Source organism: Arthrobacter sp. RT-1 (assembly GCF_003367205.1).
Lineage (GTDB): Bacteria > Actinomycetota > Actinomycetes > Actinomycetales > Micrococcaceae > Arthrobacter.
Window position 1 is genome coordinate 108451 of sequence record NZ_QRGQ01000040.1, and the last position, 21646, is coordinate 130096.

General features: G+C 67.1%; 24 protein-coding genes. 9 read left to right on the top strand and 15 right to left on the bottom strand.

Annotation, left to right across the window (positions count from 1 at the left end; all coding sequences use genetic code 11):
- Entirely contained in the window at positions 1 to 546 is a 546-nt protein-coding gene (locus DXK94_RS18635; protein ID WP_115526065.1) for a CGNR zinc finger domain-containing protein, read from the bottom strand.
- 71 nt (positions 547 to 617) lie between these two features.
- Between DXK94_RS18635 and DXK94_RS18640 the strand changes: the two genes are divergently transcribed.
- Positions 618 to 1679 carry a DMT family transporter gene (locus tag DXK94_RS18640; RefSeq protein WP_115526066.1) on the top strand — a complete coding sequence of 354 codons (1062 nt, stop codon included), beginning with the start codon at positions 618 to 620 and terminating at the stop codon, positions 1677 to 1679.
- A gap of 93 nt (positions 1680 to 1772) precedes the next feature.
- Here DXK94_RS18640 and DXK94_RS18645 read toward each other — a convergent pair whose 3' ends face one another.
- Positions 1773 to 2039: a WXG100 family type VII secretion target gene (locus tag DXK94_RS18645; RefSeq protein ID WP_079597892.1), complete on the bottom strand. Its 267-nt coding sequence runs from the start codon at positions 2037 to 2039 to the stop codon at positions 1773 to 1775.
- Between the two features lie 212 nt (positions 2040 to 2251).
- On the opposite strand from DXK94_RS18645, the gene DXK94_RS18650 reads away from it, so the two are divergent.
- Positions 2252 to 2524 carry a DUF2277 domain-containing protein gene (locus tag DXK94_RS18650; RefSeq protein WP_115526067.1) on the top strand — a complete coding sequence of 91 codons (273 nt, stop codon included), beginning with the start codon at positions 2252 to 2254 and terminating at the stop codon, positions 2522 to 2524.
- Here DXK94_RS18650 and DXK94_RS18655 read toward each other — a convergent pair whose 3' ends face one another.
- From DXK94_RS18655 to DXK94_RS18665, 3 genes are read right to left on the bottom strand one after another with little or no spacing between them, the layout of a single operon-like run.
- Positions 2525 to 4855: a cation-translocating P-type ATPase gene (locus tag DXK94_RS18655; RefSeq protein ID WP_115526068.1), complete on the bottom strand. Its 2331-nt coding sequence runs from the start codon at positions 4853 to 4855 to the stop codon at positions 2525 to 2527.
- 21 nt (positions 4856 to 4876) lie between these two features.
- Positions 4877 to 5116: a heavy-metal-associated domain-containing protein gene (locus DXK94_RS18660; RefSeq protein WP_115526069.1), complete on the bottom strand. Its 240-nt coding sequence runs from the start codon at positions 5114 to 5116 to the stop codon at positions 4877 to 4879.
- Positions 5117 to 5171: 55 nt separating this feature from the next.
- Positions 5172 to 5516, bottom strand: a complete 345-nt coding sequence (locus tag DXK94_RS18665; RefSeq protein WP_079598078.1) for a metal-sensitive transcriptional regulator — start codon at positions 5514 to 5516, stop codon at positions 5172 to 5174.
- A gap of 195 nt (positions 5517 to 5711) precedes the next feature.
- Here DXK94_RS18665 and DXK94_RS18670 point away from each other — a divergent pair, with 195 nt between their 5' ends.
- The gene (locus tag DXK94_RS18670) at positions 5712 to 6842 is read left to right on the top strand and encodes an IS1249 family transposase (protein ID WP_181884881.1); all 1131 of its coding nucleotides are present in this window, start codon (positions 5712 to 5714) and stop codon (positions 6840 to 6842) included.
- Between the two features lie 239 nt (positions 6843 to 7081).
- Here the strand turns inward: DXK94_RS18670 and DXK94_RS18675 are convergent, their stop codons facing one another.
- The 3 genes from DXK94_RS18675 to DXK94_RS21475 all read right to left on the bottom strand — a co-directional run bounded on the left by DXK94_RS18675 (position 7082) and on the right by DXK94_RS21475 (position 9205).
- Positions 7082 to 7600 (bottom strand): universal stress protein, encoded by a 519-nt coding sequence (locus tag DXK94_RS18675; protein ID WP_115526071.1) that lies wholly within the window; start codon positions 7598 to 7600, stop codon positions 7082 to 7084.
- 54 nt (positions 7601 to 7654) lie between these two features.
- Entirely contained in the window at positions 7655 to 8413 is a 759-nt protein-coding gene (locus tag DXK94_RS18680; RefSeq protein WP_115526072.1) for a class F sortase, read from the bottom strand.
- A 108-nt stretch (positions 8414 to 8521) separates the two neighbouring features.
- Complete coding sequence (locus tag DXK94_RS21475) at positions 8522 to 9205, bottom strand: hypothetical protein (protein ID WP_258868614.1); 684 nt, start codon at positions 9203 to 9205, stop codon at positions 8522 to 8524.
- Positions 9206 to 9485: 280 nt separating this feature from the next.
- Between DXK94_RS21475 and DXK94_RS18695 the strand changes: the two genes are divergently transcribed.
- The 3 genes from DXK94_RS18695 to DXK94_RS18705 are packed head-to-tail and all read left to right on the top strand — an operon-like array spanning position 9486 to position 11110.
- Positions 9486 to 9686 (top strand): hypothetical protein, encoded by a 201-nt coding sequence (locus DXK94_RS18695; RefSeq protein WP_079598089.1) that lies wholly within the window; start codon positions 9486 to 9488, stop codon positions 9684 to 9686.
- A 37-nt stretch (positions 9687 to 9723) separates the two neighbouring features.
- Positions 9724 to 10830, top strand: coding sequence for an exo-alpha-sialidase (locus DXK94_RS18700; protein WP_115526074.1), 1107 nt, complete (start codon positions 9724 to 9726; stop codon positions 10828 to 10830).
- A complete protein-coding gene (locus DXK94_RS18705) occupies positions 10823 to 11110 on the top strand; it encodes a MoaD/ThiS family protein (protein ID WP_115526075.1) in 288 nt (95 codons plus the stop codon). Before DXK94_RS18700 ends, DXK94_RS18705 begins: the two co-directional genes overlap by 8 nt.
- A gap of 92 nt (positions 11111 to 11202) precedes the next feature.
- On the opposite strand, the gene DXK94_RS18710 is transcribed toward DXK94_RS18705, so the two are convergent.
- Entirely contained in the window at positions 11203 to 11439 is a 237-nt protein-coding gene (locus DXK94_RS18710) for a hypothetical protein (RefSeq protein WP_079598073.1), read from the bottom strand.
- Between the two features lie 176 nt (positions 11440 to 11615).
- Between DXK94_RS18710 and DXK94_RS18715 the strand changes: the two genes are divergently transcribed.
- Complete coding sequence (locus DXK94_RS18715) at positions 11616 to 12026, top strand: hypothetical protein (protein ID WP_115526076.1); 411 nt, start codon at positions 11616 to 11618, stop codon at positions 12024 to 12026.
- Here the strand turns inward: DXK94_RS18715 and DXK94_RS18720 are convergent.
- From DXK94_RS18720 to DXK94_RS18730, 3 genes are read right to left on the bottom strand one after another with little or no spacing between them, the layout of a single operon-like run.
- A complete protein-coding gene (locus DXK94_RS18720) occupies positions 12023 to 13249 on the bottom strand; it encodes a pyridoxal phosphate-dependent aminotransferase (RefSeq protein WP_115526077.1) in 1227 nt (408 codons plus the stop codon). The genes DXK94_RS18715 and DXK94_RS18720 overlap by 4 nt on opposite strands.
- Positions 13250 to 13303: 54 nt before the next feature.
- Complete coding sequence (locus DXK94_RS18725; RefSeq protein WP_115526078.1) at positions 13304 to 14998, bottom strand: alpha-amylase family protein; 1695 nt, start codon at positions 14996 to 14998, stop codon at positions 13304 to 13306.
- Positions 14995 to 16011: a TIGR03885 family FMN-dependent LLM class oxidoreductase gene (locus DXK94_RS18730; RefSeq protein ID WP_115526079.1), complete on the bottom strand. Its 1017-nt coding sequence runs from the start codon at positions 16009 to 16011 to the stop codon at positions 14995 to 14997. The genes DXK94_RS18725 and DXK94_RS18730 overlap by 4 nt, the downstream gene beginning before the upstream one ends.
- Before the next feature lie 151 nt (positions 16012 to 16162).
- Between DXK94_RS18730 and DXK94_RS18735 the strand changes: the two genes are divergently transcribed.
- Entirely contained in the window at positions 16163 to 17086 is a 924-nt protein-coding gene (locus DXK94_RS18735) for an AEC family transporter (RefSeq protein ID WP_115526080.1), read from the top strand.
- Between the two features lie 62 nt (positions 17087 to 17148).
- A complete protein-coding gene (locus DXK94_RS18740) occupies positions 17149 to 18225 on the top strand; it encodes an ATP-dependent DNA ligase (RefSeq protein WP_115526081.1) in 1077 nt (358 codons plus the stop codon).
- Here DXK94_RS18740 and DXK94_RS18745 read toward each other — a convergent pair.
- The 3 genes from DXK94_RS18745 to DXK94_RS18755 are packed head-to-tail and all read right to left on the bottom strand — an operon-like array spanning position 18222 to position 21632.
- Entirely contained in the window at positions 18222 to 19871 is a 1650-nt protein-coding gene (locus DXK94_RS18745; RefSeq protein WP_115526082.1) for an ABC transporter ATP-binding protein, read from the bottom strand. The genes DXK94_RS18740 and DXK94_RS18745 overlap by 4 nt on opposite strands.
- Positions 19868 to 20698, bottom strand: a complete 831-nt coding sequence (locus DXK94_RS18750) for an ABC transporter permease (RefSeq protein WP_115526083.1) — start codon at positions 20696 to 20698, stop codon at positions 19868 to 19870. The genes DXK94_RS18745 and DXK94_RS18750 overlap by 4 nt, the downstream gene beginning before the upstream one ends.
- Positions 20691 to 21632: an ABC transporter permease gene (locus DXK94_RS18755; RefSeq protein WP_115526084.1), complete on the bottom strand. Its 942-nt coding sequence runs from the start codon at positions 21630 to 21632 to the stop codon at positions 20691 to 20693. The genes DXK94_RS18750 and DXK94_RS18755 overlap by 8 nt, the downstream gene beginning before the upstream one ends.
- Between the last annotated feature and the right edge of the window lie 14 nt (positions 21633 to 21646).

A 21646-nucleotide genomic window follows, 5' to 3' on the forward strand; every position in this document is an offset into this window, starting at 1 on the left:
CTAGCCTGCTGCTGCCTGCCGCGCCCGGTAGGCAGCCACGTGCATCCGGTTGGCGCAATTACCGGTGTCGCAGTAACGCTTTGACCGGTTCCGGCTGAGATCCAGCACGGCGGCGTCGCAGTCTTCGGCCTCGCATGTGCGCAGCCGGTCCATCTCCTTGCCGCGGATGACGTCCGCCAGCGCCATGGCCGCTTCCGTGCTCATCCGGTCTGCCAGCGGCGCCTCCGGCGTAGTGGCGTGCAGGTGCCAATCCCAGCGATCGTGCTTGACCAGCTGGGGCAAGGCGTTCGCCTCGCGCAGCAGCCGGTTCACAGTTTCCACCGCAGTATCTTCACTGGCGGTCCACACTGCCGCCAACTGGCGCCGAAGCTCCCGGACGCTCGCGAGCTCCGCCTCGTCCCGGGTCCTGGAACCCGAAAAGCCTTCGGCGGCCAAAAAACTGTCCAGGTCCGCCTGTGCCGCAAGCTCTTCCCTGCCGTTCGCCGCGGAGTTGATGAGATTTACCACGGTGCGCAGTGCCACCTCAGTGTCAGGGGCAAAAACCATCTTGACTCCTTACAGTGCGGAAGCGTAATGTCATGACCATTACCCCACTTTACTCCTGACAGGAGGCGACGGTGCCTGCCGCCAACAACCACGCCCAGAACCACCAAACGCCCACTGCCCGGCGGGGGTTCCTGGCATCCGGGCTCGGGGTGGCGCTGTTCTCCTCCGCCGTCTTCGGGCTTTCCGGCTCATTCGCCAAGGCGCTGCTGGAAACCGGATGGACGCCGGGAGCCGCCGTGACGGCCCGGCTCACGGGCGCCGCGTTGATCCTCGCCATTCCGGCCATTCCCGCACTGCGGGGGCGCTGGCACCAGCTGCGGGACAACTGGGTGACCATCCTCCTGTTCGGACTGATCGGCGTGGCCGCATGCCAGTTGTTCTACTTCAATGCCGTGGCCCGTTTGTCCGTGGGTGTTGCCCTCCTCCTCGAGTACCTGGCACCCGTCATCATCGTGTTGTGGCTCTGGGCCGCCAGCCGGAAGCGTCCCCGGGCACTCACCTTCGGGGGAACCCTGCTCTCCTTGGCCGGCCTGGTACTGGTCCTGGACCTCACCGGTGCGGTCAAGGTGGATCCGGTGGGCGTGCTCTGGGGCATTGCAGCGGCGGTCTGCCTGGCCATCTACTTCTTCATCACCGCGAAGGAAAACGACACCCTGCCGCCCATCGTGCTGGCCTCGGGCGGCCTGATGGTGGGTGCAGCTGTGATGTGGCTAGCCGCAGCCACCGGCCTGCTCCCCATGGCCTTCACCGCCGCAGACACGAAACTTGGTCCTTGGACCACCCCGTGGTGGGTCCCGCTGGCCGGCCTGGTGGTCCTGGCGACGGTTTTGGCCTACGTCTCGGGCATCATGGCCGCGCGGGCGCTGGGTTCCAAGGTGGCGTCCTTCGTGTCACTGACCGAAGTCCTCTTTGCCGTCATCTGGGCCTGGCTGCTGCTGGGGGAACTGCCGGGGGCTGTCCAGCTCCTGGGCGGCGTCCTCATTGTGGGCGGTGTCATCCTGGTCCGGCTTGACGAACTGCGGGCCCCGGTGCCGCCCCTGCCCGGTGCAGTCACAACCACGGCGAACAAGGAAGCCAGGGCACGGGCGACGTCACCGCTGGAGCACGCCAACGACGTCGAACCCGTCCCCTAAGTGCCGCACCGCGAGGGCCGGCCGGAGGGTTAAAACCAGCAGGGCCGGACACCACGCGGTGTCCGGCCCTGCCAAGTGTTTCCAACGCGAAGGCTAGCCCTGGGAGGCCTGGAACTGCTGGTCGGCGTTCTGCTTTGCCCGGTTGCTGGCTTCCTTGAGTGCTTCAGCGACCTGGTTCAGCCTGGTGGTGTGCTCGCCCCTCCACTGCTCCTTGAACTTGTCAGCATCCGGTCCCAGCCACTGTGTGTTGTCCAGAAGAGCGGTGAGATTGCTGCGCTGCGATTCGATGACATCCGCGCCCTGCTGTAGCCTGCTGCCGAGCGTACGAAGCTGCTCAACGTCTGCACCCCAAATAGCCATCAATTTCTCCTTGTGTGGTGAGTGGATCCGAACCAGGTCGGCATCCCCAGCGGCCCCCGGCTTGTCCGGAAGATCCATTGCCTAAAACCTACCCCGGCCGTCAAAACAGTGTCGATGGGCACCCCTGCCCATGCCGTGCTCCCCATGGCCAGGTGCCCGCATCCTGTGCAGGAGGGGTCGATCCCAGGCGCTCCAGAGCCTAGCATGGCCTTATGTGCCGGAATATCCGAACCCTCCACAACTTCGAGCCGCACGCCACTTCCGAGGAAGTGCACGCCGCAGCGCTGCAGTATGTGCGGAAAGTCAGCGGCAGCACCAAGCCTTCCAAGGCCAACCAGGAAGCCTTCGAGGAGGCGGTGCACGAGATCGCCCACATCACCCAGCACCTCCTGGATTCCCTGGTCTCCCAGGCGCCTCCCAAGGACCGGGAAGCCGAGGCAGCCAAAGCCAAGGCCCGCGCCGCAGTGCGGTACGGCGCGGCCTGACTAGTTTTTCGCCGCGCCCTGTTGTTGCTTTCCGAAGCTGCGCAGCCTCAGCGAGTTGGCCACCACCAGGACGGAACTGGCTGCCATCGCGCCCCCGGCGATCATGGGGTTGAGCAGCCCCAGTGCGGCCACCGGGATGCCCACGGCGTTGTAGAAAAACGCCCAGAAAAGGTTGGTCTTGATGGTGGCCAGGGTCCTCCTGGACAGCTCGATGGCCTGGGCCACCTGCGCGAGGTCGTTGCCCATCACCGTCAGGTCCGCCGCCTCGATGGCCACGTCCGTTCCCGAACCCATGGCAATGCCGAGGTCCGCCTGGGCCAGGGCGGCAGCGTCATTCACGCCGTCACCGGCCATGGCCACGGTGGCGCCTTGGGCCTGCAGTGTGCGGACCGCCTCGACTTTCCCTTCCGGCAGGACACCGGCATGGACGTCCTTTGGATCGATGCCGACGGCGGTCGCCACCTGGGCGGCCACTGCAGCGTTGTCACCCGTCAGCAGGATGGGGCGCAGCCCCAGTTGCTTCAGCCTGGCCACCGCTGCGGCCGAGCCTTCCTTGATGGTGTCCCGCAGGCTGATGATGCCGGCAGGAGTCCCATCCACGGCAACCCAGACGGCGGTGGCGCCGGCGGATTCCGCTGCCGCCAGTACCGCCTGGTGACCACTGGCGGGCGTTATGCCGTTGTGCTGCAGCCACCCGGTTCTGCCGGCGGTCACCATCTTCCCGCCCACGATTCCCGACACTCCCCCGCCCGGGGCGGAACGGAAGTCCTGCACGGGAGGCAGGAAACCGCCGTCGTTCGCTGCCTGTACGTCCCTGGCCGCTGCCGCAATGGCGTGGGCCACGGGGTGCTCCGACGCCGATTCCACGGCTCCGGCCAGCCGGAGGACCTCATCTTCCCGGAAGCCCTCGAATGCCACCGTGGCATCAACGGCGAGGACGCCCGTGGTCACGGTCCCGGTCTTGTCCAGCAGGATGGTGTCCACGGACCGGGTGTCCTCAAGGACCTGCGGTCCCTTGATGAGGATGCCCAGCTGCGCACCCCGTCCCGTGCCCGTCAGCAGACCCACGGGAGTGGCGAGCCCCAGGGCGCAGGGGCAGGCGATGACCAGGACGGCGACGGCGGCGGTGAACGCGGGCCGCAGCCCGTCCGCAAGGTCCGGGCCGGCCAGCAGGAGCCACAGCAGGAAGGTGGCCGCGGCGATGGCCAGGACCACCGGAACGAAGACGGCGCTGATGCGGTCGGCGAGGCGTGCGATGGGTGCCTTGCCGGTCTGCGCCTGGGACACGAGGCGTGCCATCTGCGCCAGGGTGGTTTCTGAGCCGACCCGTGTTGCCTTGACCAGCAGCCTGCCGGAGGTGTTGATGGTTGCGCCGGTCACGGGGCTGTCCGGTCCCACTTCCACCGGTACTGACTCACCTGTCACCAGGGACGCGTCCACCGCCGAATGCCCATCGACCACTAGGCCGTCGGTTGCAATTTTTTCGCCTGGCCGCACCACCAGGACGTCACCCACCTGGAGCTGGTCCGCCGGGATTCGGTGTTCCATGCCGCCGCGCAGCACGGTGGCATCCTTGGCGCCCAGGTTGAGGAGGGCCTGCAGGGCGTCGCCTGCCTTCTGCTTGGCGGTGGCCTCCAGGTACCGGCCCAGCAGCAGGAAGGTGGTGACCACCGCCGCTACCTCGAAGTACAGGCCACCGGTCTCCATCCCCTCCATGCCCGGGTGTTCGGTCATGCGGGGATCCAGGAACAGCTGCCAGGCGGAGAACAGGTATGCCGCGGCAACACCGATGGATACCAGCGTGTCCATGGTGGAGGCCAGGTGCCGTGCGTTGATGGCGGCCGCCCGGTGGAAGGGCCAGGCCGCCCACGTCACCACCGGCAGCGCCAAGGCAGCCGCCACCCAGCCCCAGTGCGGAAACTGGAACGCCGGGAACATGGAGACCAGGAACACGGGCACCGTCAGGACGGCAGCCAAAATCAGGCGGGGCCGGAGCCGTGATGCAGCGGCGTGGGCCATGTGGTCCTCAGCGGCAGGTACTACTTCTCGGGCATCGGTGGCCTGGCCGGCGCTATGGCTCGGATAGCTGGGCGAGTGCAACCTTGCCTTGTACCCGGCCGCGTTGACCGTGTTGATCAGTTGCTCGTCGGTGATTCCTGGGGGCACCGTTACGTGGGCGGATTCCAGCGGGAGGTTGACTGAGGCCTGCACGCCGTCGAGTTTGCCGAGCTTCTTTTCCACGCGGTTGACGCAGGAGGCGCAGGTCATGCCCTCGATATCCAGCTCCACCACCCGGGTGCCCGGCGGGTGGAGCAGTTCCTGGGAACTCATATCCGTTGTCCCGGGACCTTTCTAGGCTTCGTTGGCGACGACCAGGTAGCCGGCCTCTGCCACCGCCTCGCCGATTTCGGAGGGCGAAAGCTCTTGCGCGGACGTGATGGTGACGGTGGAGATGCCGCCGGCATTGAGTTCGACGTCCACGGCTTCCACCCCCGCGAGGGCTTCGAGTTCTTCACTGACCGCCGAGATGCAGTGGCCGCAGGTCATTCCGGAGACGCTGACGGTTGTGGTGGTGGGGGAGGTGGTGCTCATGGCTGGCTCCTTTGGGTCTGGCCGGCGGTAGCCGGCGATGGCGTTGGGGGTAGCTTCAGCGAAGCAGCCGGCCGATGGCGTCGGCAGCTTCCTTGACTTTGGCATCAATGGCTTCGGCGCGGGCGGCCGGGTCCGGTTCGGAGGCGGCACCCACCACGCAATGGCCGATGTGCTCTTCCACCAGGCCCAGGCTGACGGCGTGCAGGGCCTTGGTGACGGCGGAGACCTGGGTGAGGATGTCGATGCAGTATTTGTCCTCATCCACCATCCGGGCGATTCCGCGCACCTGGCCTTCAATGCGCTTCAGGCGCCGGAGGTAGGCCTCCTTGTTGCCGGTGTACCCGTGGTCCGGTGCGGAGTCCGCCTCGGGCGCGGCGACTGCTTCTTCCGTAGGGTTCATACGTCCACGTTATACCCCTCGGGGGTATAACGGCAAGTACCCCTAGGGGGTATGCGGGGGGTCGCCGGTTTTGGGGTTATAGGACAAAACGTGTGTATGGGAGGGGCTTAGTTCCCAGCGAGCGTGCGGGATATCCGGGGTGGCTAAGCTTTTGAAGCTTAGGGTGGCTGGGGTGCTTGCATATCTCTGGAGTGTTTGATTTGTGGCCGCTGGCTGGTTCGGAACGGGAAAACGGCTGCGGGTAAGCAGCGGTACCGGTGTCTGGAGTGCGGGGCGAGCCGTTCGGGTGAGCGTCCTGATGTGAGCCGGCGGGCCGAACTGGATGCGTTTCTGGGCTGGCTGCTGGGAACGTCGAATCAGTCCGCGGCCACCTCGTTCGGAACGGCGCGTTCTTTCCGGCGCCGCACCGGGTGGTGCTGGAACATCACCCCCGAGATCCCGGTCACCGGTGAGGTCCATGACCAGATTCAGGTCGACGGGATCTATGTGGGCTCGTGGTGCTGCTTGATCGCTGTGGCCGGGGATTACGTGCTGGGCTGGCAGTGGTGCGACACCGAGAAAAAGGCCGCGTGGGCTGCCCTGCTCGCCAGGTTCCCCGCCCCCACCGTGGTGGTCACCGATGGCGGCTCCGGGATCGCAGCGGCCCTGTCCGAGTGCTGGAGTGAGACCGCGATCCAGCGGTGCCTGGTGCACGTCCAACGGAACGTCCGCACGTACCTGACCGGCCGCCCCCGGACCGAGGCGGGCAAGGCGTTGCTGCGCCTCGGGCGGGCCCTGACCCGGATCACCACCGCGGCCGAAGCCGCGGCCTGGCTGGGCAGTCTGAATGACTGGCACCAGAATCATGGGCACCTGGTCAAAGCCCGCACCTACCGCAACGGCAACGCCGTCGTGCCGGCGTGGGTCAGGGCCAATCAGGCCTGGTGGTACACCCACGACCGGCTCCGTAAGGCCTACCGGCTGCTGGAACGGCTCAGCCAGGCCGGGACACTGTTCACCTACCTGCGCGCCGAGTTCGCCGGCCTGCAGATCGCCTCAACAACCAACCGCATCGAAGGCGGCACCAACGCCCAACTCCGGCTACTGCTCCGCGCACACCGGGGCATGAGCGAAGAGCACCGCAAACGCGCGATCGAGTGGTACCTCTACCTCCACAGCGCACAACCCCTGCCACCGGTCAAACTCATCAAAGCCAAGCACTACCGCCCGGCCAAGACCGAAGCCGGGACCACCACCGACCAAGATCCCGGGCCCGAGCTCTACAGCACCGGCCTCACCGCAGACGAAGGCCTCTGGCACCGCAAAGGATGGGCAGGTCGCACATGACACACCCGGGATTTACACACGTTTTGTCCTATAACCCCGGTTTTGGGCACAAAAAAGCTCCGGAGTGCGTTATTGGGGGATACGCACTCCGGAGCAGCTTTTGGGCAAACGCGGGATCCACCTCAGGTGGATCCGGCCTGCTTGAATCAGCTTACTGGCTGGTAGCGCCCTCCGCCAGCACTGCGAATAACTACTTTCGCTTTATTATTCGAGGGCCTGAAAAGCGGTGCCGACAGTGCCTAAGGCCTGTCCTCGTGGGCGGGCATTTTGTACGGGACCACCAGTACCGGCCTGCTTTGGTGATGGCTCAGCCAGGCCCCCACCGATCCGTTCAGCGCTTCCGAGAGGCGATGGGAAAAGCCGCGTTCCGAAGTACCGACAATAATCATCGGCGCGTTGGTTTCCGCCGCCAATCGGCCCAATGCCCGGGCCGGATCGCCGGAAAGCGTGCGGAGCGTCCACTCTACGGTGCCGCTCCCGGACGGCACCTTTTCCACCGCGGCCTGGACGTCCGCCTTCAGTCCGGTTGTCAGGGCGCGGATGTCATCATCGTCAGCATCCGGGTGCAGGGAAAGCCGGTGTGCTGAGCGCGCCGGGTCCCATTCCACCAGGTAGCTGGCTTCATCCACGTAGGCGCACACCAGCGGTGTGCCCAACCGGGCGGCGAGGACCGCCGCGGTCTGCAGGACCTCCGGGTGCTGCTGGGGCATGATCCCCACCAGCAGCGGGGCCGTGCCGCTGAATCGTTCGGATGTCATAGCCCATTGTCCGCCCGGTGACAGACCGCTGAACAGGTACGGAACCTCGATTCCTTAAGAAACCGCAGGTGAGGCCGTCACCACCACGTTCTTTCCCCACGGGTCCTCGGTGTAGCAGCTGATGAGGACCAGGCGGTTGGGCACGATGTCCCAGACAGGACTGTCCTTCAGGCTGGACTTCAGGTACGTCGTGACGTTCTCCACCTGGTACGTCATGGTTCCAGCCGTCGTGTCGACGTCGAAGCGGTGGCCCACCGCGGCGGCGGAACTCAGGTGGTTGAAAGGCGCCTCGGCGCCATCCCAACTATGGCCGATCACATAGGTTGTGTTGGCCGACCCGGCTCCGGGCATCCCGAACGGTGTAAGCCAGTAACCGTCCTTCGTCTCGGGCGGCACAATCGTTTGGCTCGCCTGTGCGGCACTGTCGGGCTGCAAAGGGTGCACCGGCACATCGAAGCCTGCAGACGGATAGCGGATGCGTACCGGGGCTGCCGCGGCTGGAAGGGCCGGCTCCTGCACAGGCGGTGCCGCCGTCGTGCCTTCCCCCGGCGTCGCGGGAGCAACCGGGGCAGCAACCGTTCCTTCCGGCGGGCCGGTTACCGCGACGGGCGCCGGCTCCAAAAACTGAACGTCGGCGGCAGTGGGCGCTGAACTGCCGACGGCGGCCGGTTGGGTCAGCTGGAGCAGCGGCCCGCCGAACGTGATGGACAGGAAGGCAAGGACGCCGCACAGCAGGATGGCGAGGTCGCCGCGGTTCCAGCGGCGCCAGCGGGGCTGGACCGGGGCGGAGTGCCGGCTGCGTTCCCGGGACATTGTGCTCCTCATCGCTGTTCTCGGAATGAAAAGGAAGGAAGGCGTCCCGCCGGGCACTGGCGGAACGCCTTCCTTGTCAGGTGGCCGCTGGCTGCGGCACGGGCGGAGTCAGTTCGCCATGGAGGAGCCGGAACGGCGGCGCAATGCCACAGCCGCTCCCGCCGCCATCAGCGCACCGAGCCCGCCAAGCCACGCAGGGGAGCTTTCAGCGCCGCCGACCGCAGTCTGGGCGTTGTACCCCTGGTTGGTTCCGAGGCTGGTGGTTGCGGTTGCCGCAGCACCACCGCGCGGAGCTGCCTGCGGCGCGGCGGCGGCCGGCTGTGCGGGAACCACCACGGCAGCAGCCGGAGGATTGACAATCGGAGCGGCTGTGGGCGGTTCAACGACGACGGCCGGCACCTCAACAGGCGGGTCCACCACCGGCGTGACGGCGGGCGGTTCGACGACGGGCGGCTGCTCGACGACGATCGGCGGCACCACCACAGGAGGCAAAACCGGCGGCACGACGACCGGAGGCACTACGACGGCGGCGGCAACGCAACCGCCGGCATGGATTGCGATCCCGGCAGCGTCCCAGTTCTGTCCGCCCCACAGGTGCTCGTTAGGCGGGATGATGTCATCGCCGTGGCGATCGTGGCCATGGAGCCCGGAATCGTCAATGCTGTTGGAGGTGTAACCGCCCCCTGCTTTCGCGTGACAAAGGCTGACGTTGTCGGATGCTGCCATGGCGGGGGCGGTCAGGCCGACCAGCCCCAGCCCCAACACCCCCGCAGTGATGATGGTGCGTTTCATAATTCTTCTCCCCAGTGTGATGTGAAACGGACCATGTTGAGGAGGGCCAGCGGTGACGCCGATGCCCCAGCACACGGTCAGCTTGCTTGAGGTTTCAGGCTAGGAGCGACGGTGGGGCCCGGTCGCCAGTAGGTGGTACTCGTCTTTTGCGTGCGTCCGGAGGCCCGGTTACTTGTGAATACCCGAACATTGGCCCGGGCTACTTGCCGGACAGGATGAGCCTTGTCCACGAAAAGCGCCGCGCCTAACGTTGAAGCAAACGAAAGGGTGCGTGGACGTCATGGAAATCTACATGTGGTGGCTGGACCTGGATCTTGAGACCAAGGAATGGCTGCGGGAGAACCTTCGTGCGGAGGAACTGCCGCTTCCGGTGCTGCAGGGTATCGCCGAAGCGGGCGGGCCCCACCCGGACAATCCGGCAGCGGTGCTGACGGAGGATGACTGGGACTTTATCGAGACGCAGTCGGAGTTCGTGGACTAGCCAAAAGTCGTTGCGGGCAGCCCACCGCGGTGGTTGCATGGTGGGCATGGCAACCGCAGAGAGTTTTGTCTTAGCGATCGGCACCAAAAAAGGCCTGTGGCTGGCCACCAGCCAGGACAGGCGCGACTGGTCGTTTACCGGCCCGCATTTCCTCATGAGCGAGGTTCCCAGCATCGGGATTGACACCAGGGACGGCCGAACCCGGATCATGGTGGGCGTCCGGAACGAGCATTGGGGTCCCACCGTTGCACACTCCGATGATCTCGGTGCCACCTGGTCCGAGCCGGAACAGGGCGCCATCAAATTTCCGGAGGACACCGGCGCCGCGCTGGAGCGCATCTGGCAGATCTATCCCGATGCCGCTTCCCGTCCGGGAGTGGTGTGGGCCGGAGCGGAACCCATCTCCGTGTGGAAATCGACGGACGGCGGCGAACACTTCGAACTGAACCGGGGCCTGTGGGACCATCCGCACCGCAGCGAATGGGGTGCAGGCTACGGCGGCGCGGCCGCCCATTCCATCGTGGTCCACCCGGCCGGGGAAACAGTCCACGTAGCCATGAGCACGGGCGGCGTGTACCGCTCGCTCGACGGCGGCACCTCCTGGGAGGCCCGCAACAAGGGGATCTCCGCCTACTTCATGCCGGACCCCAATCCCGAGTTCGGCCAATGCGTCCACAAAATCGCGGCCGACCACGCCGTGGACGGACGCCTGTACGCGCAGAACCACCACGGCGTGTACCGCACGGACGACAATGCGGACACCTGGACCTCGATCGCCGACGGGCTGCCGGCCGACTTCGGCTTTGTGATGCTGACCCATCCCCGCCGCGAGGGAACGGCCTGGGTTGTGCCGCTGAAAGCAGACGGGGAACGCATTCCACCCGACGGCGAACTCGCCGTCCACCGCACGGACGACGCCGGATCCACCTGGAAGCGGCTGTCCTCCGGGCTGCCCACGGCGGAGTACAACAGCGTGTTGCGCGACGCTGCCTCCGTAGACACGGCGGAGCCTGCCGGCGTGTACTTCGGCACGCGCGGCGGCAGCGTCTACGCAAGTGCTGACGAGGGCGAAACGTTCAGGGAAGTGGCAGCCCACCTGCCGGACGTTCTCTGCGTGCGGGCCGCAGCGGTGGCCGGTGACTGACATCACGGTGGTGCTGCCCGGCGTCCTGCAGCCACTGGCCGGCGGGCAGTCCGTACTGACTGCGCCCGCCGACGGGCCGATGACGGTGGAAAAGCTGCTGGATTCCGTGACCTCCGGCTACGCGGTGCTTGCCAGGCGGCTGCGCGACGAAACCGGCGCACTGCGCCGCTTCGTCAATGTTTACGTGGACGGCGATGAGGTGCGGCGGCTGCGGGGGCTGGACACCGAGGTAGTGCCGGGCCAGGAGGTGCTGATCGTCCAGTCGGTGGCCGGCGGCTGAGCGTCACTCCGCCGCGGTTGCGGGCAGTCCTTACTGACTGCGCCCGCCTCCGCGGTGTGTAGTGCCCCGGAAAGGTTTAAAGGCGGCCGGCCTCAGGCGACCCGCCACACGCTGCATTCGTCCGTATTGATCGCTTTCCGCAGGCCCGTGACCCGGTCCATGATCCAGACGACGCCGATGCCCGGCGCCGTTTCCTGGACGCTGCCGCGGCGGATCACCACATCGTCGTAGGAAGGCCCAACGGAAAGGCGGGCTTCGATTTCATCACCGCGGTGGAGCTGGTCCAGCGCGCGGACTCTGGTTACATGCGTGGTCGCTTTCTTCATCATGGCGGGCCTCCTGGCTGGGGCTGGTGCCGGCTCTTGCCTGCACTACCAGTGTGGCCGGGCAATGTTGCGTGCTGGTTTCCCCGCGGTTAGGTACCGGTTAGTTCTTCGAATCGGCGGTGTTTCTCCGGCACGGCAGTTGTCCGCGGGGCCGGCGGGGGCGGCCCTAAGGTAGTCCCATGGAGATCGTGCAGGGGATCTGGACGTCGGTGCTGGCTGCGGCGGCGCTGGCGCCGCTGGCAACGTTCGGTGTGGTGCTGGTCGCCTTCCTGGCGTACCGGCAGCGGGACCGGGCAGACCGGCGGGACCAGTGGTGGAAACGCGCGCAATGGGCCATTGATTCAGCCCTTAGTGACGCTGATCCGCAGCGTCGGCTGGCGGGGCTGAAGGTGCTGGTCCAGCTCATCGGCAGTGACCTGGCCACTGCAGAGGATGCGGACCTGATGAGCGCCATCGCCGTCGGCATCCGGAACCAGGAGCAGGACAGCAGGCGCAGCGTCACCGTTTCCGCCTCCACCCAGGAACTAATCGTGGCGGAAGCCGGGACCCTGCTGCAGCTGGCCGACGCCCGCAGGCAGCGCTCCGGCTAGGCCGCCGCGCGGTTGCGGTAGCCGGACAGGAACGTGGAGATCCGGCCCACTGCCTCCTCGATGTCCAGCACGGACGGCAGGATCACGAACCGGAAGTGGTCCGGCGCCGGCCAGTTGAACGCCGAACCGTGGGAGACCAGGATCTTCTGTTCCTGCAGGAGGTCCAGGACGAACTGCTCGTCGCTTGCGATTGGGTACAGGTCCGGGTCCAGGCGGGGGAAGAGGTACATGGCCCCCGACGCCGGGACGCAGGTAACGCCGGGAATGGCCGTGAGGAGCTTAAACGCCAGGTCCCGCTGTTCCCGCAGCCGCCCGCCCGGCCGGACCAACGCCTCGATGCTTTGGTAACCGCCAAGGCACGTCTGGATGGCGTGCTGGGCGGGAACGTTCGGGCACAGCCGCAGGGACGCCAGCAACTCCAGGCCCTCTCGGTAGGCGGCGGTGGCGGCCAGCGGCCCGGTGACCGCCACCCAGCCCGCCCGGTAGCCGGGCATGCGGTAGGCCTTGGACAGGCCGCTGAACGTCAGGCAGCACACGTCCTCGGCCACGGATGCGGTGTGGATGTGCTGGGCGTCTTCGTACAGCACCTTTTCGTAGATCTCGTCCGAGAACAGGACCAGGTTGTGCTTCCGGGCCAGCGCCGCGAACTGCTCCAGCACGTGCCGGGGGTACACGGCACCCGTTGGGTTGTTGGGGTTGATGATCACGATCCCCTTGGTGCGGCTGGTGATCTTGGCCTCGACATCGGCCATATCAGGCCACCAGTTCTCGGCCTCGTCGCAGAGATAGTGCACGGGCACGCCCCCTGTCAGGGTGACGGCGGCCGTCCAGAGGGGATAGTCCGGTGCGGGGACCAGGATTTCGTCCCCGTTCTCCATGAACGCCTGCAGGCACATGGAGATGAGCTCGCTGACGCCGTTGCCGATGAAGATGTCCTCCACGCCGATCTGCATCAGGCCCCGGGTCTGGTAATACTGCGAGATGGCCGTCCGGGCCGAGAAGATGCCCTTGGAATCGCTGTAGCCCTGCGCGCCCCGCAGGTGGTGGATCATGTCCACCACCACGGACTCCGGCGTCTCCAGTCCGAACGGGGCGGTGTCCCCGAGGTTCATCTTGAGGATCCGGTGCCCCTCGGCCTCCATGTTCTTGGCAGCCTGGAGGATGGGCCCGCGGAGTTCGTACCGGACGTTCTGGAGTTTGCTGGAGTGTTGCATGGCGCGCATGGTTGATCTTTTCATAAAGGCCGACGCCGGGCGTCCCCGTTAAGTGCCGGAGCGTTAGGGAGCCAGCCGGTCGCCTTTCCGGTGCAGGCGGTACCAGCGGTAGCCGTAGCGTTCCAGCTTGACGCTGAAGCTGCCGTCGGGCTCCAGGGGAATATTGTCGCCGTCGAACAGGTCCAGCAGGACAGCGTCCCTGTACCCCCGCCCGGAGCCGTCCGGCGGGCTGAGGCAGGCCTGGATGTTTGCCGCGCCTTCGCCCAGGTTGTGCAGCAGGACCAGCGTGCCGCCGTCGGAACTGCACGTATGCGCAAACACGGCGGGTTCCGGCTGGTCGAGGACGGCGAACTCCCCCCACCCCAGTTCCGGGGATTCGCGGTACCGGTGGATCAGGGTGGACATGAAGTTGAACAGCGAGTTCGGATCCCGCTTCGCGGCTGCGGCGTTGACGTGCTCCGGCCCGTACTCGTCCCTGGCCAGGGGTGCCACCAGGTCGGAGGCCTTTGCGGTGGAGAATCCGCCGTTCTTTTCGCTGGTCCATTGCATGGGCGTACGTACCGCAGCACGGCTTTTCTGCCGAAGGTCCTCGCCCATGCCGATCTCTTCGCCGTAAAACAGCACGGGGGTGCCGGGCAGGGAGAACATCAGGGAATACACCATCCGGAGGCGCTCCTGGTCGCCGCCGAGCATCGGGGGGAGCCGCCGTCGCAGGCCACGGCCGTAGATCTGCATGTTCTTCTCCGGCCCGAAGGCGGCAAAAACCTCTTCCCGCTCGCCGTCGTTGAGCTTGTCCAGCGTCAGTTCATCGTGGTTGCGCACAAACATGGCCCACTGGTTGTCCGGGTGGAGCGGCGGGCGGCTCTTGAGCGTTTCCGCCAGCGGACGGGCGTCCTGCCGGGCCAGCGACAGGTAGATGTGCTGCATGGACATAAAGTCGAACTGCATGTTCAGCTCATTGCCCTCCGGCCCGCCGAAGTACTCCACCTGTTCCTTGTACGGCAGGTTCACTTCGCCCAGGAGCACGGCGCTGCCGTTGCGCCGGCTGACGAAGCTGCGCAGCGCGGCGAGGTATTCGTGCGGATCCAGGTTGGCCGCCTCGTCCTTGGGCTGGCCCCGGGTCTCCAGGAAGAACGGCACGGCGTCCAGTCGGAAACCGTCCAGCCCCAGTTCCAGCCACAGCCCCATGGCCTTGGCGATCTGGTCGCGCACGCCGGGATGGGTGACGTTGAGGTCCGGCTGGTGCTTGGCAAACATGTGCAGGTACCACTCGCCGGTGGCCTCGTCCTGCGTCCAGAGGGAGTCCTCCTCCCCGGGAAACACCACCTCGGAGGACGTGTCCGGGGGAGTGTCCTTCCGCCACACATAGAAGTCCCGGTACGGGTTGTCGGTTGATTTCCGTGCCTCGACAAACCATGGGTGCTGGTCCGAAGTGTGGTTGACCACGAAGTCGGCAATTACGCGCATGCCGCGGTCCTTGGCGGCCCGGATGAACTCCACCACGTCTCCCAGCGTGCCAAGCCGGGGATCCACGCCAAAGAAGTCGGTCACGTCGTAGCCGTCGTCCCGGTCGGGGGAAGGGTAGAACGGCATGAGCCAGATGCACGTCACGCCCAGGGCGGCCAGGTAGTCCACGCGCTGGGTGAGGCCCGCGAAGTCACCCAGGCCGTCGCCGTCGTCGTCAAAGAATGTCTCCACGTCCAGGCAGTAGATGACAGCGTTTTTCCACCAGAGGTCGGAAGTCTCGGCGATCCTCATGCGGACGCCCCGGCGGCCGGTTCGCTGGAGGCGCCGGCAAGCTGCGGGACACCGGTTGCGCGCAGCTGGGGCAGGACCTCCGCCGCAAACGCGTCGATGAAGGGAGCCTGCTCCTGCCCCACGAAGTGCAGGTACAGCTCGTCGAAGCCCAGCCCGGCGTACTCCGCCAGCCACTCAACGTGCTGGTCGAGGCTCGATGACACGTTTACGGTCTTGCGGACCTGGTCCTCTGTCACGTGTTCGCCCACGAGGTCGAAGTGCCCGGCGGTGGGCAGGTCCCAGGGGATGGGCGGATCGTAGGTGTTGGTCCGCCACTGGTCCAGGGCGATGGCTGCGGCGTCAGCTTCACGCGGAGCCCAGGACAGGTGGACCTGCAGCGCTGCCTTTCCCCGCCCGCCGTTGTCCCGGTACGCGGCCAGCATCTCCCGTAGTTTCGCGGCCGGCTGGTTGACGGTGACGAGGCCGTCGGCCCAGGCGGCGGCACGGCGGGCGGTGTCCACGCTGACAGCGGGAGCAATCAGCGGCGGCGGATTCTCCGGAACGTCCCAGATCCGTGCCTGCTCCACGGTCACCAGCCCGCGGTGGGTGACCTCCTCGCCGCGGTGGAGGCGGCGGATCACGTCCACGCACTCCTCCAGGCGCCGCTGGCGGACATCCTTTGCGGGCCATCCGTCACCGGTGATGTGCTCGTTCATGTTCTCCCCGCTGCCGGGCGCGAACCAGAACCGGTCCGGGAACATGCTGGACAACGTGGCGGAGGCGTGGGCGATGATGGCCGGGTGGTAGCGCTGGCCCGGTGCCGTCACCACCCCGAACCTCAAATTGGTGGTGGCCAAGGCGGCGCCCAGCCAGGACCAGGCGAAGCCCGAATGCCCCTGGCGTGCCGACCAGGGCTCAATGTGGTCCGAACACATGGCGGCATCGAAGCCGGCGCGCTCCGCGTGCTGGACGTCCTTGAGCAACTGGCCGGGACTGATCTGTTCATGCGATGCGTGAAAACCGAGGGTAACCATCGTTAACCTCTACCGTCCGTAGTGGTGCCGTGTCGAGGGCCCGGGTCCAGCGGTGCCTGCGCGCGCCTGCTTGTCGGATAAGTTTGTAACTTGTAGTACTGCCTCCCGCCTTCCCGGCGGGAGGCGGATCGACGGGAAGGAAGTGCCTCTGATGGGCGGCGTGCTGATCGGGCTGGCGGTGATCGGCGTCGTTATTGCCGTGGGATATTTTGCCGCCCGGTGCGGGCTGGGTGGCGAGGCGACGGTGTCGGCGCTGACGCGGACCGCCTTCTTCATCACCAATCCCGTCCTGCTCTTCACGGTGGTGCTGGAATCGGACATCTCGGTGGTCTTTTCCGCCTACGTGCCGCTCGCGCTGATCACGGCCGCGGCCACCGCCCTGCTGTACGTCATCGTCAGCCGCCTGTGGTTCCGCCGTCCGTTGGCGGAAACGGCCATTGGCGCCATGGCGAGTTCCTATGTCAACGCCAACAACATCGGCATTCCCATCACGCTTTACGCCCTGGGCGACGCAACCCCGGTGGCGCCGGTGCTGCTGGTCCAGCTGCTCCTGCTGGCCCCGCTGGTCCTGACGCTGCTGGATCTTTCTGCCGCGGGCCGCTTCTCGCCGCGGCTGTTGCTCACCCAGCCGTTCCGGAACCCCATGATCATCGCCTCCCTCCTGGGTGTGGTCCTCGCTGCCTTCAACGTGGAGCTTCCCGAGCCGGTGATGGCACCGCTGACCCTCCTGGGCGGAGCCGCCGTGCCGGTGGTGCTGCTGGCATTCGGAATGTCGCTGCGCGGCACGCGCATGCTGAAAAGCGGCGGGCATACGGCGGAGATCCTTACAGCCACGGCACTCAAGTCCTTGGTGATGCCGGCGGTGGCGTTCGTCGTCGGGCGCTTCCTGTTCAACCTGGACCAGCAGACGCTCCTGGGCGTGGTGCTCATGGCCGCGCTGCCCACCGCCCAGAACGCGTTCCTCTTCGCCAGCAAGTACGGCCGGGGAGTGGCGGTGGCACGGGAGACCATCCTCCTCTCGACGGCGGCCGCCGCGCCGGCGCTGGTCCTGATCGTCTGGCTGCTGGCCGGCTGAGCCGCTGGCACGGCCACCTGCGGGGTTCCGTGAAGGGCGGTCGCCGGGCAAGAATGGGCAGCATGGAACTTCCCGTGATGCCGCCCGTCCCGCCCATGCTCGCCAAGTCCGTCAGCGGCATCCCGGAGGGCGACCTCAGCTACGAGCCCAAATGGGACGGCTTCCGGTCAATCATTTTCCGTGACGGTGACGACCTGGAGATCGGCAGCCGCAACGAAAAGCCCATGACCCGCTACTTTCCCGAGCTGGTGGCGGCGCTGAAGGAGAACCTCCCGCCACGGTGCGTGATCGACGGCGAGATCGTGCTGGTGGGCGCCTCAGGGGACCGGCTGGATTTCGACGCCCTGCAGCAGCGCATCCATCCCGCGGCCAGCCGGGTCAAGCTCCTGGCCGGGCAGACACCGGCCTCCTTCGTGGCGTTCGACCTCCTGGCGCTGGGGGACGACGACTACACGGGCAGGCCATTCGCTGAACGGCGGGCGGCGCTGGAGAAGGCGCTCGCGGGCAGCAAGGCCCCGGTCCACCTCACCGCCGCGACGACTGACAAGGACATCGCGGGGCAATGGTTCAGCCAGTTCGAGGGGGCAGGCCTGGACGGCATTGTGGCCAAACCCCTGGGCGGCACCTACCAGCCGGACAAGCGCGTGATGTTCAAGATCAAGCACGAGCGCACCGCGGACTGCGTGGTGGCAGGCTACCGGGTGCACAAGAGTGGCCCGGACAGCATCGGTTCGCTGCTGCTGGGCCTGTACAAGGACGACGGCGGCCTGGCCAGTGTGGGCGTCATCGGCGCCTTCCCCATGAAGCGGCGCAAGGAACTGTACGAACAGCTCCAGCCGCTGGTCACGGATTTCGAGGGCCACCCCTGGGCGTGGGGCAAGCAGGAAGAGGGCGGGCGGACGCCGCGCAACGCCGAGGGCAGCCGTTGGAGCGCCGGCAAGGACCTGTCCTTTGTGCCGCTGCGGCCCGAGCTCGTGGTGGAGGTCCGGTACGACCACATGGAGGGTGACCGGTTCCGCCACACGGCGCAGTTCAACCGCTGGCGGCCGGACCGGGACCCGGAGTCCTGCACATACGCGCAGCTGGAGGAGCCCGTCAACTTTGACCTGGCGTCGGTGCTGGCGACCGGCCGGTCCTAGCCTTCCGCGGCCTGCCGCTCCAGCCCCGCCCGTGCGGCATGGTTCCGGGCGTCCAGCATGGTCCACAGGCCGTCCGCACGGCAGGGGATGGAGGCTGCCACCAGGGACCGGCTGTGCGGGTGCCGGGGTGCCGCGAAGAAGTCACGCGTTTCGGCCACCTCCACCACCCGGCCTTCGAGCAGGACGGCAACCCTGTCGCACATGTACCGCACCACATCCATGTCGTGGGAGATCACGATCAGGGACAGGTTGCGCTCCCGCTGCAGCCGCAGCAGCAGGTTCAGGATGGTCCGCTGCGTGAGTGCGTCCAGTGCCGAGGTGGCTTCGTCGCAGATCAGGACCTGCGGCTCCAGCAGCAGGGCGCGGGCAATGGTGGCCCGTTGAAGCTGTCCGCCGGAACATTGGCCGGGGCGTTTGTCCAGCAGCCCGGCGTCCAGCTCCACCTCGGCCAGGGCGGCGGCGATCCGTTCCTCCCGCTGGGCGGGTGTCAGCCCGCGTCGCGGCAGCAGTGGCGCCCGCAGGCTGGCCCGCAGCGTCATCCGGGGGTCAAAGGCACTGTGCGGTTCCTGGAACACCAGCTGGACGGCCGTGGGCCGCTGGGCTTCGGCGCCGTCCAGCTGCCGGGTAATGGTCCCGGTGCTGGCAGCTTCGAGGCCGACAATGGCTTTCGCCAGCGTGCTTTTTCCCGAACCTGACTGGCCCAGCACGCCCAGGATCTCGCCGCGGCGGAGGGACAGGGAGACGTCGTCCAGCGCGGCACCGCCCGGCTTCCGCCGCGGACCAAAACGCTTGCCCACGCCGTCCAGGACCAGGACATCACGCTCCGCCGAGGACGGTCGGCGCCGGGACTCCGGGGCAAGCTGCGCTGCCGCCAGGAGGTCCCGGGCGTACGCGGTTTTTGGGCGGGTTAGCAGCTCGTGGGCCGGGCCTGCCTCCACAATGCTGCCGGCATTCATGACCAGGACCCTGTCCGCGTAGGCGGCCACGGAGGCGAGGTTGTGGGTGATGTACAGGATGCCCAGCCCGCGTTCGCGGCGTTCGCGGTCCAGCAGCTGCAGGACCTGGCGTTCCAGCACCTTGTCCAGGGCGGACGTCGGCTCATCGGCGAGCAGCATCTCCGGCTGCCCGGCCAATGCGAGGGCCGTCATGGCGCGCTGTGCCATGCCGCCGGAGAGCTGGTGGGGGTAGGCGCGGAACCCCCTGACGGGATCGGAAAAGCCCACCTCTTCGAGCAGCTCCACTGCCTTGGCCCTGGCCTTCGGCCCGCGGAGCCCGCCATGAAGGCGCAGGGGCTCCCGAAGGTGGTGGCCGATGGTCCGGTTCGGGTTGAACATCCGCTTGGGCTGCTGGAACAGCATTCCCAGCCGGCCCCCGCGGACCGTATTGAGCTCCGCTTCCGTGGCTTGCACCAGGTCAAGGCCGTCGAGCCGGATGGAACCGGCCGTGATCTCCAGCTGCGGCGGGAGCAGGCGGAGGCAGGACATGGCGGTCAGGGTCTTGCCCGATCCTGAACTGCCCACCAGCGCCACGAACTCGCCCGGATCCACGGACAGCGAGGCGCTGGACAGCAGCGGCCTTCCCTGCCGCCCGCCGTCGTCCCTTGTCAGGCTGACTTCCAGGTCCTCGAGGACCAGCGGCGTGCTCATGCGTCTGCCGCCGCCTGAATCAGCAGGGGAGCGGCTGCCATGCGCGCCGCGCGCTGGCCCAGCAGCGTGACGCAGAGGGCCACGGTGAAGATGACAAGGCCCGGGGCAAGGATGCCGAGCGGCGCGCGGTCGGCAAAGGGCTGGGCGGCGGCCAGCATGGAGCCCCAGTCGGACTGCGGCGGCTGGACACCGAGCCCCAGGTAGGAGAGGGCGCCCACGCTGATCAGCAGGTGCCCGAACCGCAGCGTCGCCTGGCCCAGGACGGGGGCGGCGAGGTGGGGCAGGACATGGCGGAAAATGATGAACGACGGCGTGCAGCCCACCACGCGTGCGGCGTCCACGAAGCCGCGGGCGGAGATGTCATACGCCAGGGTCCTCGCCAGCCGGGCGAAGGGCGTCCAGCCGGTGACCGTGAGCGCCAGCAGCAGGGGACCGAACCCGGTGCCGAGCGCAGCCACGATGAACAGCGCCACCACCATTTCCGGCAGTGCGAGCAGGACGTCATTGGTGCGGGTCAGGAATTCATCCACCCAGCCGCGCCGCCGCGCACTGACGATTCCGACCGCCACCCCCAGCAGGCAGGTCAGCACGGTGGCCAGTGCGGCCACCGACATGGAGAACCGGCCGCCCTCCAGGATCCGGCTCAGGGTGTCCCGTCCCAGGTTGTCCGTGCCCAGCCAGTGGGCGGCCGAGGGCGCAGCCAGGCGCTGCGCCAGGTTCTGTTCCGCCGGCGGGTAGGGCGAGATCCACGGCGCCAGCAGCACCGCCAGGACGATCAGGGCAAGGACTGCCGCGGCGAGGGTGGTGACTATGCTCCGGCTACGCAAGGGAGTCTCCCACTGTGGGGCTGAGGAAGCGGTGGACGAAGTCGGCCAGGGTGGTCACGCCGACGGCGAGGGCCACAACCACTACCACCCCGCCCTGGGCGAGCGGGATATCGCTGTTGATCACGGAGTCAAAGAGCAGCCTTCCCATGCCCGGCACGGCGAAGATCACCTCCACGATCACCGAACCGCCCAACAGCCCGGCGAACCACACGGCGAAGAGCGTGGACAGGGGCACCAGTCCGTTCGGAATGACGTGCCGCAGGATGGATTGTGCATGGCTCAGGCCGCGCGCCCGGGCCGCCGAGACGTGATCGGCGCCGGCGGCGTCAATGATTCCGGCGCGGACCGCGGAGGTGAAAAAGCTGATGGGCCGCAGGGCCAGGGTCAGGGCCGGAAGCACAGCCGATGAGAGGTCGTTCCAGCCGGCGGTGGGCAGCACGGACAGCTTGAGGGCGAACACCAGGACCAGGACGGGCGCCACCCAGTATTCCGGCATCGCAATGAAGGCCTGGGTGACGGCGGTAATCGCCTTGTCCGCCATGCTGCCCGGCCGGAGCCCGGAGATGATGCCGAGCGGAAGGGCCACCGCCGCGGCCAGCGCCAGCGACATGGCCACCAGGCTCAACGTGACGGTCAGTGCCGGCAGCACCTGCTCCGCCACGGGAGTCCGGCTGACAAAGGACAGCCCCATGTCGCCGGTGAAGAAATCGCCCAGCCAGCGGAAGTACTGCGCGGCCAGGGGGTCGTTCAGGCCCAGGCTCTCGGCGAGGCCCCGGACAGCCGACTCATCCACCGCATCCCCCGCCACCCGCGAGCGGATGATCTTCCGGACAGGATCGCCCGGGGTGACGTAGGGGATCAGGAACACCGCAAAGGAGGACACGGCAACGGCGGCCAGCAGGGTGGCGGTCCGTTTGGTGATGAACTGCAGCATGCGGTGTATCCCGG